Raw genomic sequence first — 13307 nt, 5'->3', positions numbered from 1 at the left:
AAGCGGGTATCTCATTCCCGGAAACGGTGTCGCCGACGCGGTCATGGGGTCACTATGAGCGAATGACGCAGACTCTTCCGTCCACGCGAGGAACGGCCGCGGTGGTGATCCGGGGCTACCGGCCGACCGACCACAGTGCCTGCCGGCGCTTGTGGGCCGAGTTGACGTCCGAACACCGCCGGCTCTATCCGGATGCGCCGCCGGTACCCGCGGCGACACCGGCGGCAGTCGGGGAGTTCGGGACCGCCACCAGCCCGGCCGACGCCGCGAGCGGCGCCGGCTTCGAGGAGTACCTCACCCGCCTGGACCTGTCCGGCATGTGGGTGGCTCAGCACGGTGACGACGGCGTCGTCGGCTTCGTCGGGCTGATCCTGCAGGGTCGGGCCGGCTCCGTCGACCCGGTCGTGGTCACCGCGCAGCGACGCGGCCAGGGCGTCGGCCGGGCGCTACTGGGGTACGTGGCCGAGCAGGCGCGCCGCCGCGGCATGCGGGAGCTGACGATCTCGCCGGCGCTGCGCAACCTCGAAGCGATCCGGTGCCTGTACCACGCCGGGTTCGACGCGGCGGCCACCGTCACGCTCGCCCTCGACCTCACCGGGCGCAACGGCCAGTGGCGCGACGGGCTCGACCTGCACGGCGTGCAGTTCCGGTACTGAGCCCGCCAGCGGACGGTTATCCACAGGCAGGACTGGTCTGTCCACAGGCGAGAACTTGTGCTGTCACTCCGGTTGTGGCGGGAGCAGGCTCAGCGACCATGAGCTTCCCGACCTCCCGCGTCACCCTGCACACGCCGACGGACCTGTTGGCCGCCGTCCCGTACCTCCTCGGCTTCCACCCCGCGGACAGCGTGGTGGTCGTCGGCCTGACCGGCGCCCGCGTCGTCTTCACCGCCCGCGCCGATCTGCCCCCGCCGGACGCCCCGCCGGACGCCGTCCTGGCACTGGCCGATCAGCTCGGTGAGGTGCTCGCCGGCCAGCGTGTCGACGTGGCGTTGATCATCGGGTACGGCGTGGCCGCCGCCGTCACCCGCGCCGTGCTCCCGCTGCGCGACGGCTTGCGGGGGTACGGCGTGTCGGTGGGTGAGATCCTGCGCGCGCAGGAGGGGCGCTACTGGTCGTACCTGTGTGACTCGGTGCGGTGCTGCCCCGCCGACGGCACGCCGTACGACGTGACCGGCACCGAGGTGGCCGCCGTGGCCACGTACGCCGGGCGGGTCGCCCTGCCCGACCGGGCCGCTCTGGAGCAGCGCCTCGCGCCGGTCGAGGGCGCCGAACGTCAAGCGATGGACCGGGCGACGGAGCGGGCCGCGCAGACGCTCGCCGCGGACGCGGCGGCCGAGCCGGCCGACGGGGCCGCGGACCGGACGGGCGACCCGGCCCGCGACCGCCAACGTGCCGGGCTTCGGGCCCTCACCCTGGCGGTGCGTCGCTACGTCGAGGGCGGACGCCTCACCGACGACGAGGTCGCCTCGCTGAGCCTGCTGGTGGCGCGCACCGACGTGCGCGACCTGTGCTGGTCCCGGGTCACCGTCGCGGGCGACCGGCTCGCGGCGCACCTCGAACTGTGGCGCGACGTGACCCGGCGGGCGCGGGCGGACCTGGTCGCGGCCCCGGCGACGCTACTGGGGTACGCGGCGTGGCGATCCGGGAACGGGGCGCTGGCCTGGATAGCGGTGCAGCGCGCCCTGGAGTGCAACCAGGGGTACGCGCTGGCGCGGCTGCTCGGGGAGGCGCTGGACCGGGCGCTTCCGCCGTCGCTGTTCGACGAGCGGCCGGCACGCCAGCGCCGCCGGCGGCGTACCGGGGGACGGTCCACGCGTACCGGGTGAGCGTCAGTCCGTGCCGATCCGCTGGCCCCCTGCGTACACGTTCATGCTGGTTCCGCGCAGGAAGCCGACCAGTCCGAGGCCGGCCTCCGTGGCGAGCTCGACGGCCAGGCTGCTCGGCGCGGAGACGGCGGCCAGTACGGGTATGCCGGCCATGGCGGCCTTCTGGGTCAGCTCGAAGCTGGCCCGGCCGCTGACGAGCAGGACATGCCCGGCCAGCGGCAGCCGTTTCTCGCGGACCGCCCACCCGATCACCTTGTCCACCGCGTTGTGCCGGCCGACGTCCTCGCGTAGGCACACCAGTTCGCCGTCGGCGGTGAACAGCCCGGCCGCGTGCAGCCCGCCGGTGCGTTGGAAGCCGACCTGGCGCGCGGCGAGCCGGTCCGGCAGTGCGACGAGGGTGGCGGCGGGCACCACGGTCGGGTCGGCCGCGACGTCGAACCGGGACCGGGTCCGGACGGCGTCGATGCTGGCCTTGCCGCAGATTCCGCACGAGGAGGTGGTGTAGAAGTTCCGTGTCGGGTCCGTCTCCGGCGGTTCGACGCCGGGCGCAAGGACGACATCGACGACGTTGTACGTGTTCGGCGTGTCGTCGCCGGCGCACAACTGGGCGGTGTGCACATCCTCGGCGCTCCCGATGATCCCCTCGGTCAGCAGGAACCCGATCGCCAGATCGAGGTCGTCACCGGGGGTGCGCATCGTGACGGCGAGCGGGCTGCGCTTGGCCGGCCCGGCCGGTCCGACCCGGATCTCCAGCGGTTCCTCCGCGGCGACGTGGTCGGGGGAGCGGCGGACCGTCGGGGTGGTACCGGCGGTGTCGATCCGGGTGACCGTGTGCCTGACGTTTCGACGTGCCATCCGTCCATTCTGCGCACACCGGGGCGCACCCGCCGTGGCCGGACCGGCAGACTGGACCGATGACGGCGGACTACGCGGCGATCGTGCTGGCTGGCGGTGGCGGCCGCCGCATGGGCGGGCGCGACAAGCCGGCGCTGCCGGTCGGTGGCGCGCCGATGGTGCGTCGCGTCCTGGACGCCGTGGCCGACGCGTCGCCGCGAATCGTCGTCGGGCCGGCCAGGCCGGGGCTGGACACGGACGTCGTGCGGGTACGGGAGTCCCCGCCCGGTGGCGGCCCGGTCGCGGCGCTCGCCGCCGGCCTGTCCGCACTGCCCGGCGACGTCGAGCTTGTCGCCGTACTCGCGGCCGACCTGCCGTTCCTCACGCCCGCCGACATCGACGCCCTGCGGCAGGCCGCGACAACCGACGACCACGACGGGGCCGTCCTCGTCGACGCCGAGGGCTGCCGGCAGTGGCTGTGCGGGGTGTGGCGTACCCGTGCCCTTCGGGACCGGCTGGCCGAGCTGCATCCGCCGGCCGGACAGCGAATGCGCGCCCTGGTGTCCGCCCTGCGCCCGGCAGGCGTCGACCGTCGCGAGGTCGGCCGGCCGCCGCCGTGGTACGACTGCGACACCGAGGACGACTACCGATGGGCGGAGGAACGGGCATGAGCGAGCGAATCGAGGGGCTCAGCGCGGATGAGTCCCATGGCGGTACGGAGCGGAGCGGAGTGCCGGCATGAGCGTGATGGACGAGTGGACGGCGCGGGTACGCGACGCGCTGGAGCTGACGCCGGCCCACCCCGAGGAGCACAAGCTCGTCCTCGACCTCGCCCGCGACGTGGCCCACGGCGTGCTCCGGCCGGCGGCGCCGGTCTCGGCGTACCTGCTCGGGCTCGCGGTGGGGCAGGGCGCCGATCCCGTCGCGGCCGCGGCCACGATCAGCGAACTCGCCGCCCGCTGGGAGGCCGAGCAGTCAGGTGGTGCGGCCGAGCAGCCAGGCGGTGACGGGTGAGCGACGGGTGGGTCGCCGGCCGGTGACGAGTGAGCGGCAGTGTCCCTCATCGCACTCGATAGGGTGGGCGTGTGGGAGGGAGACGATCATGACCGCTGAGCCCGTGGACGGGGCGGCGCCGCTCGGGGAAACGCTCCTGCTCGACGAGGACGACGCCGCGGCCGGAGCCGACCTGAAGGGCAAGGTCCGCGAGGCGTGGCAGGAGTTCGCGCGTACCGTCGCCTCGGTCCTCCCGACGCTGGCTCCCGGCACCGTCCTCGACGTGACCCTCGACCCGACCGCGTCGGGCACGGGCGACGCGGTGTACGAGGTCCGGATCACGGTCGGCGAATCCGGCGAGCTGACCGCGACCGCGGTGAGCAACGCCCTGTTGCCCGACGGGTACCGGCTCGACCGCAACGCGATCGGCGCCCTGGTGGCGCTGGGCTGGTCACCGCCGGGCGTACTCGACGGCTCCGGTGACCTCTTCGGCCTGCGGTTGCCCGCCTCCGACGCCAACCGCCTGGCGATCATCGTTTCCCGGACGCTGCGCGACGTGTACGGCGCGCCGCACCCGGCCTTCCTCACGTACGAGGCCAACGACGCCGCGGGCGAATCCGTGCAGGTCCCGGCGCTGGGTGCGGCCCGGCTGCTGGCGGCGGGCGCTGCCGACGCGGACACCGACGAGGAAGCCGCCGACCGGGCCCTGGCCCATCTCGCCGACGACGTGGCCGCGCTGCCGCTCGCCGACCAGGTCGCCGCTGTGGTGGCGACGCTGCTCAAGACCACGCCGGACGCGCTGTCGGTGGACCCGGACGGTGACATCGGCATCCGCGCGGGCTCGGCGATGGTGTTCGTGCGGATCCGCGACAACCCGCCGTTGATCGACGTGTTCTCCCCGGTCCTCACCGAGGTCGAGCCGACCGAGCAGCTCTACGTGAAGCTGTCCGAGCTGACCAACCGGATGCCGATCGGCCGGCTGTACTGCACCAACGACACCGTGTGGGCTTCGGTACCGGTCTTCGGCCGCGACTTCCAGCCCACCCACCTGATGCTCGCCGTACAGGTCATGACCGGCCTCGCCGACGAACTGGACGACCGGTTGCACGGCGAGTTCGGCGGCAAGCGCTTCTTCGGCGAGGGAGACAAGCCGGCGATCAAGGGTCGGGAGGACCACGGTACGGGCATGTACCTGTAGCCGGAGCTCCGGTCGATCAGTCGGCCGGCGGGGACGACGTCGAGACCGCGTCGATCAGCCGGGACAGCACGATCATGCTGCGGGTCGAGGTCACGAACGGTTCGGCGCGTAGCCGCTCGAGCGCCTGTTCCAGGTGGGCGATGTCGGCGGCGCGCAGGTGGACCAGCGCGTCGGCCTCGCCCGAGACCGTGTACGCGCCCACCACCGCGGGGTCCTTGCGCGCCATGGCGGCGAGCTGGGCAGGTGTGGTGCGGCCGGTACAGAACAGCTCGACGAACGCCTCGGTCGTCCAGCCCACCGCCGCCGGGTCGATGACCGCGGTGAATCCCCTGATCACGCCGGCCGCCCGGAGCCGATCGACGCGTCGTTTCACCGCCGGGGCGGACAGCGACACCTTGGCGCCGATGTCGGCGTACGAGGCGCGGGCATCGTTGGTCAATGACGCAATGATCTGCTGGTCGGTGGCGTCCATCTGCAACGAACAGCTCCCGGTACGCAATGAGTACGGCTATTAACGCCGCTTCAGCGTACCTACCCTTGGGGATCGTGAACCCTGAGGAGCGGACGGCGCGCGGCCGGGCGTATCTGATGTGCCCGCCGGAACACTTCGCGGTGGAGTACGCCATCAACCCGTGGATGGACACGTCCGCCCCGGTCGACGTGGAACTCGCCCTCAAGCAGTGGCAGTTGCTGCGGGAGACGCTGGTGCGGCTGGGCCATGCCGTTCACGTCCTGCCGGCGGAGGTCGGCCTGCCGGACATGGTCTACGCGGCCAACGGCGCCTTCTCGGTGGACGGCACGGTGTACGGCGCCCGGTTCCGGTACCCGGAGCGGATCGCGGAGGCCGCGGCGCACCGGACGTTCTACCTCACCGGGGATTGGCGGTTCGTCGAGCCGGTCGAGATCAACGAGGGCGAGGGTGACTTCGCGTACGTGCCCGGTGCCTACGGCGGACTGATCCTGGCCGGGTACGGCTTCCGCACCGATCCCGCCGCGCACGCCGAGGCGCAGGAGGTGCTCGGCCGCCCGGCGATCTCGCTGCGCCTGGTGGACCCGCGCTTCTACCACCTCGACGTGGCGCTGGCCGCCCTCGACGACAACAACATCGTGTACTACCCCGGCGCGTTCTCCGACGCCTCGCAGCGGGTCCTGCGCCAACTCTTCCCCTCGGCGGTGATCGCCGACGAGGCGGACGCGCTCGCGTTCGGGCTCAACCTGGTCAGCGACGGGCGCAACGTCGTGTTGAACAGCGAGGCGAGCGCGCTGGCGGCGAAGCTGCGGGTGGCCGGGTACACGCCGGTGCCGGTGGAACTGTCGGAGCTGAAGAAGGGCGGCGGCAGCGTGAAGTGCTGCGTCGCCGAGTTACGCCCCTGACGCCTTGATCGTCACAACTTCCCCGACGTTGTGACGATCAAGAGGGTCTGCGAAAAGCGAGGCGAGCAGGTGTTCGACACCGACGGCGTCGGTGGTGTCGATCAGGAAGTGCTCGCGTACGCCGTCAATCGCCGTGACGGACAGCCTGACCCCACCGAGGCGGGGCTCGTGCGCCCAGCTGACGTCGGAGAGATGGCGCAGTTCCAGGTTGAGGTGCAGGCGGAGCCGGCGGGTCAGCCAGTTCCTCGCCGTCACCGCCAGCCGCCGCCGGGTCAACATGATCATGTACCGGCCGCTCGCGCCGGCGAGGGAGCACCGCGCGACCAGCACGGTGGCGTCCCCGGGACCGACACAGCGTTCGAGGACTGACAGGTGCGGCTCCATACCACGGGAAACGAACCGTCAACGGCGGCGATGCGGGCGGACAAACCATTTCCGACCACCGTGATGCGGTGATATCGCCCGGGCCTCGGGAAGCTTCGGCGAGCGGCCGAGGGCGTACGGCGCCCCACCGGTGCCACTATGCTTCGCCTCGGTCGGCTCCACCCTGCTACCAGGCGCCGTCAGGCCCGATAGGAAGGGCCGAAAGGAAGGATCCGAAAGGAGTAGCGGGCTGTTGCAGAACGCGCCGGCGTCTGTCGCGCTCGAGAGCGCCGACGTCGTACCGCCACGGCCCGGGGGCTACCGCTGGGCGCTGCGCCCGGCCTTGGTCGCCGCCGCGCTCGGCGTGTTCGGGACGCTGTTCCGCCTGGTGCTGATCGCGGCCGACTATCCGCGCGCGGACAGCGACGAGGCCACCATCGGGCTGGCCGCGCTGCACGTGGCGGCGGGCGAGAACTTCCCGATCTTCTTCTACGGCCAGCACTACATGGGCACGATCCAGGCGTACCTGGCGGCGCCGCTGCTGGCCCTCGGCGGCCCGTCGACCCTACTGCTGCGGTTACCGCTGGTCCTGCTCTATGTCGGGTTCCTGGTCGCGATGTACCGGCTGGTCAGCAGTGTCTACAGTGCCTGGTTCGCGGTGCTGGTCATCGGGGTACTTGCGCTGGGCTCGGACCGCGTCCTCAAGGACCAGTTGATCGCGCACGGCGGGACCGCGGAGGTCAAGCCGGCCGCGGCGCTGCTGATCCTGCTGGCGTACGCGCTGGCGGTGGGGTGGCGCCGGTACCGTGCCGTGGGGTTCGCAGTCTGGGGCCTCGTCGCCGGCCTGAGCCTCTGGGACCACCTCGTCATCGCGCCGTACGTGCTGGTGGCCGCCGGTGTCCTGGTGGCTTGCCGGGGGCGGGAACTCGCCGGTCGGATGGGCGCCTACCTGCTCGCCGGTCTCGCCGTCGGCGCCGCGCCGCTGCTCGCGTACAACCTCCGCGCCCAGCCCGGGCAGGACTCGCTCTCCATCTTCCTGAGCCAGAACGACGGCCCACCGGTACCGCTGGTCGAGCGCCTGGTCGGCGGCGTCCTGATGGGAGTGCCGCTGAGCAGCGGCGTGTGCGATCCGGGCGTGTGCCGCCCCTGGCAACGGGTCTGGGCACTGGCGTTGCTGGCGCTGCTCGTGGTGAGCGCCGTGCTGGCGGTACGCGCGCTGCGTACGACCGAGGAGGCGCGCGCCCGGCACCTCGTACGGCTGGCGCTGGCGCTCGGCGCGCTGCTCAGCATCGTCGCGTACACCCGCAGCCCGGCCGCCGGGATGACGCCGATGGAGAGCGGCCGGTACCTGTGCGTCCTGCCGGTGTCGGTACCCGCGATGCTGTGGCCACTGTGGAGACTCGTCCGCCGCGGCGGCGTGCCGAGGAAGATCGGTGCCGGGGTCCTCGGCGCGCTGCTGGCGACCATGGTCGTGGCGACGGTCATGGTGGTGGCGTCGGCCGTCCCGGACGCTCGCGCCGACGCCCGTGAGCAGCGGCAACTGGTCGACACGCTGCGGGAGACCGGCGTCCGCCACCTGTACGCCGGCTACTGGACCTGCAACCGGATCAATTTCGACAGTGGGGAGACGATCACCTGCGCGGTCCTCGGGGACAACCTCCGGCCGGGGTTCGACCGGTACCGGCCGTACCGGGCGGTCGTGGCGGCCGCCGACCGGCCGGCCTTCGTGTTCGTCGCGGATTCGCCCGCGGACGGGCGACTGCGGGCCCATCTCCGCCGCCGGGGCGTACCCGACGCGCCGACCCGGACGGTCGGCAAGTATCACGTGTACCTGCCGCCCGCTCGCCTCCTCCCATGATCACCGAGAGTGTGCGGCGGCGCCAGGACGCCGCGAACTCTCCGTGATCATGGAGCGCTTACCAAAGCTCGAGGATGGTCGCGTTGGCCATGCCGCCGCCCTCGCACATGGTCTGCAGGCCGTACCGGATGCCGTTGTCGCGCATGTGGTGCACCAGCGTCGTCATGAGCCGGGCGCCGGAGCCGCCGAGCGGGTGCCCGAGCGCGATCGCGCCGCCTCGCGGGTTGAGCCGGGCCGGGTCGGCACCGGTCTCGGCCAGCCACGCCAGTGGTACCGGCGCGAACGCCTCGTTCACCTCGTACGCGCCGATGTCGTTGATGGTGAGCCCGGCGCGCTCGAGGACCTTCGCGGTGGCCGGGATCGGTCCGGTGAGCATGATGACCGGGTCGTCGCCGGCGACGACGGCGGTGTGGATGCGCGCGAGCGGGGCCAGGCCGGCTGCCGCCGCCCACTCGCTGGTGGTGACGGCGAGCGCGGCGGCGCCGTCGGAGATCTGCGACGCCGAGCCGGCGGTGACCACGCCGTCGGCCTTGAACGGGGTCTTCAGCGCGCCGAGCGCCGAAAGCGTGGTGTCGCGGCGGATGCCCTCGTCGGCGGTGACGCCGGCGACCGGGGCGATCTCCTTGGCGAAGTCGCCGGCGTCGGAGGCCTTGGCCGCGCGGGCGTGGCTGGACAGCGCGAACTCGTCTAGCTGCTGGCGTGACAGGCCCCAGCGGGCGGCGATCATCTCGGCACCGACGCCCTGGTTGAACGGGGCGATCTCGCCGTCGGCGTACCCCTCCTGCCCGGCGTAGCGGGCGCGCACCCGCTCGCCGAACGGCACACCGCCCACGACCGAGGAGCCCATCGGTACCCGCGTCATCGACTCGACCCCGCCGGCGACCACCAGGTCGGCCTGACCGGAGATCACCGCGCCGGCGGCGAAGTGCACCGCTTGCTGGCTCGAACCGCACTGGCGGTCGACCGTGGTGCCCGGCACCGTCTCCGGCCAGCCGGCCGCGAGTACGGCGCTACGGCCCACGTTCCAGGACTGATCGCCGACCTGGGACACGCAGCCCCAGACCACGTCGTCGACGTCAGCCGGATCGAAGCCGGTGCGCTCCGCGAGCGCGGACAGGACGTGCCCGGAGAGGTCGACCGGGTGGATGTGTGAGAGGCCGCCCTTGCGCCGGCCTACCGGGGTGCGAACCGCCCCGACGATCACCGCATCCCGCATTGTTACTCCTCGGTAGCGTTCTTCGATGATAGCTCCGGGGGCGGTGGCCGGGCCCATACCCGTGACATCCTTGGCCGGTGGACGTACGTACGCCGTGGATGCCCGACGACGAGGGCGGCGCGGAGCATCCCGAGCCGGCGGACGAGCTGAGTTGGCGGGTCAACCCCGGGCTCGGCGTGCTGAAAGCCGCCACAGCGGCGTTCTTCCTGATCGCGGCGCTGGTGTTCCGGTCCGATCCGGCCGGCTTCGTGATCGCGCTCGTGGCGGCGGCCGCGCTCGGCGGGTTCGCGCTGCGTGACCTGCTCGTACCGGTACGGCTGGCCGCCGACCCGACCGGGGTGACCGTGGCCAGCGGCTTCGCCGGGCGGCGGCACCTGCCGTGGGAGAGCGTCGAGCGGATCCGGGTGGACGAGCGGCGCCGCCTGGGCATGCGCAGCCAGCTACTCGAGATCGACACCGGCGACTCGCTGCACCTCTTCAGCTCCTACGAGCTGAGCGCCGCACCGGCCGAGGTAGCCGAGCTGCTGGAGGCGCTGCGGTCCCGCGCCAGCCGCGTGGCGTGACGCTAGTCCGCCGGGTCGTTGCGGATGGCGAAGATCGCGATGTCGTCGCGCGGCGGCTCCTGCGAGAAGCTGAGCGTGGCGGCGCGCAGCCTCGCGGCCACCACGTCGGCCGGGAAGCCGGCGAGCGAGGAGGCCTCCAGCCGCAGCCGCTCCACGCCGTACAGCTCGCTGCCGCGCCGCCGCTCGGTCACCCCGTCGGTGTAGAAGACGAGCGTCTCGCCGGGGGACAGCGACAGCTGGGTCTGCGGTGAGGACACCTTGTCGAGCAGGCCCAGCGCCGTACCGCAGTCGCCGACCAGCGAGGTCCGGCCGTCGGTGTGCAGCAGCACCGGCCGGTCGTGCCCGGCCAGGTACAGCGACACGTCGAGCTGGCCGTTGGTACGCGGGGTGACGGCGGCCAGGGCGAGCGTGCAGAAGCGGCCGCCGCCCCGTTCGACCAGGGTCTCGTTGAGCCGCCGGAGCGTCTCCTCCATCGGCCTGCCGTCGCAGACCAGGGTACGGGTGACCTCGCGGACCAGACCGGTGACGGTCGCCGCGTGCACGCCCTTGCCGGAGACGTCGCCGACCACGACCAGCCAGCGGCCGTCGTCGAGTCCGACGACGTCGTAGAAGTCGCCGCCGACGTCGACGCCCTCGCCGGTCGGCACGTACTCCGCCCCGAAGTCGATCCCCTCGACCACGGGCAGCCTCGGTGGGAGCAGCGAGCGCTGCAGCGTCTCGGCGACCCGCCGGCGTTCGGCGTGGATGCGGGCGTTCTCGATGGCCAGCGCGGCCCGGCGGGCCACGTCCTCGATCACCGCCAGCTCCTCCGAGCCCAACCGGTGCTCACCATCGTGGCCGACCGACAGGATCCCCAGCTGCTGGCCGCGGGCGGACATCGACACCGCGTACCCGTCGAACGGGGCCGGCAGTGGTACGGCGGCCCCGACCGACTGCACCTCGCGCAGGAGCGGCACGGCGTCGGCGAGCATCTGGTGCAGCTCGGGGCTGGCTGTCTCGTCGACGTGGGTCGCCGCCGCCAGCCGTAGGCCGTCCGCACTCTCCGCGACGTGGACGGCGCACCACCGGCCCAGCCGCGGTACGACGAGGCGGGGGATCAGCGCGAGCGTCAGCTCGGCGTCGAGGGACTGGGCGAGCAGCTCGCTCACCTCGGCCAGGTACGTCAGCCACGTCCGCCGCTGGGCGTCGGTACGGCGCAGCCGCTCGTTCTCCAGCGTGAGCGAGAGCCGGTCCGCGACCAGTTCGACCAGCGCGGAGACGTACTCGGTGGTCGGTTCGATCAGCACCAGCTCGCCCTGCCACGGCCGGGCCAGCCGCAGCGGTACCCGTACCCCGCCGAGGCTGGGTACCGCGGAGCCGTGGCCCGCGAGCACGACCGCGCCCTGGCCGTCGCCCTGGTCCACGAGGATGACCCCGCCCTCGGCCCCGATGGCGGCGCAGAGCCGACCGAGCAGCTGCGCGCCGAGGTCGGCGATGGTGAGCCCGCGGGCCGACCGGACGTCGGCGATGAGCGACTCGAGCGCCTGCGCGCTGACCATGGTCGCGTCGCCGGTCGCCGGTGCGGGCGGCCGCTCCGCGAGCAGCGTCGCGGTCGCGGCGGCGACGAGATCAGCCGTGAATTCGGAGGGCTCGGGTTCCCGCGCGACCATGCCCGCCTCGGCGACGGCTGGTGTCCCGGCGCCGGGTGCCGACGGGCGGTTCAGCCGGAACCAGATGCCCTTTCCATCCGGATAGTGGAGAGTGCCCCAGAAAGTCGCCAGCTGGTCGACCAGTAGCAGGCCGCGACCGCGCTCCTCGAGCTGCTCGATCGGCCGGGTGGAGCCGTTCGGCGCCTTCTGCTTGCGGTTGTGCGTGATCGGCCCGCTACGGAAGTCGGTGACTGTGACCGTGATGCTGTCCGGGTCGGCGACGATCTCCAGATCGAGCGGCGTACCGGCGTGCACGACGGCGTTGGTGGCGAGCTCGGTGGTCAACAGAAGCGCCTCGTCCAGGATGCCGGTGAGGCCGACGTCGATCACGACGGCCCGAACGGCCGAACGGGCGGCACCGGGGGAGCTATGGTCGGCGGGAAGTCGGAGGCGCCGTACCACCTGAGCAGTCACACCTCGCAGTCTCCATGGAACGGTGGTAACAATCCAACCGGGGCGGTCGCTCAACTTCGTCGAACGTACGACTATTGGAGAGCGGCCGGCTCCATCGACCCCCCAGGAGGACCGCTATGACGACCGTGGACGAGACACGGGTTGCCGCTGTGGACCGGCCCGAAGATCCGGCCCTGTTGGAGGAGCTGGCAGCGGTGCTGGGCCGGGTCAGCGCCGGTGACTTCAAGCCTCGCCTGCGGCGCAGAAACGGCCTGGCGGGCGAGGTGTGTGACCGACTTAACCAGGTCATCGACATCCAGGAGCACCGCAACCGGGAGCTGCTGCGCATCCGGCGCGTGGTCGGCCGGGAGGGCCGGCTGACCGAGCGGATCGACGAGGAGCAGTTCGACGGCGAGTGGGCCGACGGGGTACGGGCGGTCAACGCGCTCATCGACGACCTGGGTCGACCGACCACCGAGATCGCCCGCGTGATCGTGGCGGTGGCCGAGGGCGACCTGTCGCAGAAGATGGCCCTGGAGATGGAGGGACAGCCCCTAAAGGGTGAATTCCTGCGCATCGGCCGCACCGTGAACACCATGGTCGACCAGTTGTCGTCGTTCGCCGACGAGGTGACGCGGGTCGCCCGTGAGGTGGGCACCGAGGGCAAGCTGGGCGGCCAGGCGGACGTCCGCGGCGTCGCGGGTACCTGGCGGGACCTCACCGACTCGGTCAACACCATGGCCTCGAACCTGACCAGCCAGGTGCGGTCGATCTCGGAAGTGACCACGGCGATCGCGCACGGCGACCTGTCGCAGAAGATCACGGTGTCGGCCAAGGGCGAGGTGGCCGAGCTGGCCGACACGATCAACTCGCTCACCGACACCCTGCGGATCTTCGCTCAGCAGGTCATCACGGTGGCCCGCGAGGTGGGTACCGAGGGCAAGCTGGGCGGCCAGGCCGAGGTGCCCGGCGTCGCCGGCACCTGGAAGGACCTCACCG

Annotated in this window: 14 protein-coding genes; 9 read left to right on the top strand and 5 right to left on the bottom strand. The window is 72.3% G+C overall.

Features of this window, described 5'->3' with window-relative positions; genetic code table 11:
- Window positions 1-62 precede the first annotated feature (62 nt).
- Together Pme01_RS08785 and Pme01_RS08780 are read left to right on the top strand one after the other, a co-directional pair.
- Window positions 63-656, top strand: a complete 594-nt coding sequence (locus tag Pme01_RS08785) for a GNAT family N-acetyltransferase (protein ID WP_168113570.1) — start codon at window positions 63-65, stop codon at window positions 654-656.
- Between the two features lie 98 nt (window positions 657-754).
- Window positions 755-1828 (top strand): DUF4192 domain-containing protein, encoded by a 1074-nt coding sequence (locus Pme01_RS08780; protein WP_168113569.1) that lies wholly within the window; start codon window positions 755-757, stop codon window positions 1826-1828.
- A gap of 3 nt (window positions 1829-1831) precedes the next feature.
- Here the strand turns inward: Pme01_RS08780 and fdhD are convergent, their stop codons facing one another.
- Window positions 1832-2683, bottom strand: a complete 852-nt coding sequence (gene fdhD / locus Pme01_RS08775; protein WP_168113568.1) for a formate dehydrogenase accessory sulfurtransferase FdhD — start codon at window positions 2681-2683, stop codon at window positions 1832-1834.
- Window positions 2684-2742: 59 nt separating this feature from the next.
- Here fdhD and mobA point away from each other — a divergent pair, with 59 nt between their 5' ends.
- The 3 genes from mobA to Pme01_RS08760 all read left to right on the top strand — a co-directional run bounded on the left by mobA (window position 2743) and on the right by Pme01_RS08760 (window position 4853).
- Window positions 2743-3333, top strand: a complete 591-nt coding sequence (gene mobA / locus Pme01_RS08770; RefSeq protein ID WP_168113567.1) for a molybdenum cofactor guanylyltransferase — start codon at window positions 2743-2745, stop codon at window positions 3331-3333.
- 67 nt (window positions 3334-3400) lie between these two features.
- Window positions 3401-3676 carry a DUF6457 domain-containing protein gene (locus Pme01_RS08765; RefSeq protein ID WP_168113566.1) on the top strand — a complete coding sequence of 92 codons (276 nt, stop codon included), beginning with the start codon at window positions 3401-3403 and terminating at the stop codon, window positions 3674-3676.
- 88 nt (window positions 3677-3764) lie between these two features.
- Window positions 3765-4853, top strand: coding sequence for a T3SS (YopN, CesT) and YbjN peptide-binding chaperone 1 (locus tag Pme01_RS08760; protein WP_168113565.1), 1089 nt, complete (start codon window positions 3765-3767; stop codon window positions 4851-4853).
- Between the two features lie 16 nt (window positions 4854-4869).
- On the opposite strand, the gene Pme01_RS08755 is transcribed toward Pme01_RS08760, so the two are convergent.
- Window positions 4870-5331, bottom strand: coding sequence for an Lrp/AsnC family transcriptional regulator (locus tag Pme01_RS08755; protein WP_168113564.1), 462 nt, complete (start codon window positions 5329-5331; stop codon window positions 4870-4872).
- A 59-nt stretch (window positions 5332-5390) separates the two neighbouring features.
- On the opposite strand from Pme01_RS08755, the gene ddaH reads away from it, so the two are divergent.
- Window positions 5391-6227, top strand: coding sequence for a dimethylargininase (gene ddaH / locus Pme01_RS08750; RefSeq protein ID WP_338090153.1), 837 nt, complete (start codon window positions 5391-5393; stop codon window positions 6225-6227).
- Here ddaH and Pme01_RS08745 read toward each other — a convergent pair.
- Window positions 6216-6557, bottom strand: a complete 342-nt coding sequence (locus Pme01_RS08745) for a hypothetical protein (RefSeq protein ID WP_168113563.1) — start codon at window positions 6555-6557, stop codon at window positions 6216-6218. The genes ddaH and Pme01_RS08745 overlap by 12 nt on opposite strands.
- A 286-nt stretch (window positions 6558-6843) precedes the next feature.
- Between Pme01_RS08745 and Pme01_RS08740 the strand changes: the two genes are divergently transcribed.
- Window positions 6844-8448 (top strand): hypothetical protein, encoded by a 1605-nt coding sequence (locus tag Pme01_RS08740; RefSeq protein WP_168113562.1) that lies wholly within the window; start codon window positions 6844-6846, stop codon window positions 8446-8448.
- Between the two features lie 58 nt (window positions 8449-8506).
- On the opposite strand, the gene Pme01_RS08735 is transcribed toward Pme01_RS08740, so the two are convergent.
- The gene (locus Pme01_RS08735) at window positions 8507-9664 is read right to left on the bottom strand and encodes an acetyl-CoA C-acyltransferase (RefSeq protein ID WP_168113561.1); all 1158 of its coding nucleotides are present in this window, start codon (window positions 9662-9664) and stop codon (window positions 8507-8509) included.
- A 98-nt stretch (window positions 9665-9762) separates the two neighbouring features.
- On the opposite strand from Pme01_RS08735, the gene Pme01_RS08730 reads away from it, so the two are divergent.
- Window positions 9763-10227 (top strand): PH domain-containing protein, encoded by a 465-nt coding sequence (locus Pme01_RS08730; RefSeq protein ID WP_168114049.1) that lies wholly within the window; start codon window positions 9763-9765, stop codon window positions 10225-10227.
- A gap of 2 nt (window positions 10228-10229) precedes the next feature.
- Here the strand turns inward: Pme01_RS08730 and Pme01_RS08725 are convergent, their stop codons facing one another.
- On the bottom strand, window positions 10230-12329 hold the full coding sequence (locus tag Pme01_RS08725) for a SpoIIE family protein phosphatase (protein ID WP_239088096.1): 2100 nt from the start codon (window positions 12327-12329) through the stop codon (window positions 10230-10232).
- A 116-nt stretch (window positions 12330-12445) separates the two neighbouring features.
- Here Pme01_RS08725 and Pme01_RS08720 point away from each other — a divergent pair.
- On the top strand, window positions 12446-13307 hold an 862-nt coding region (locus tag Pme01_RS08720; RefSeq protein WP_203935505.1), incomplete at its 3' end, for a HAMP domain-containing protein.

Origin of the sequence: Planosporangium mesophilum (assembly GCF_016863255.1) — a bacterium.
Taxonomy (GTDB): Bacteria; Actinomycetota; Actinomycetes; order Mycobacteriales; family Micromonosporaceae; genus Planosporangium; species Planosporangium mesophilum.
The sequence above is the reverse complement of the archived record's forward strand: the minus strand, read 5'-3'. Positions and strand labels throughout refer to the sequence as shown.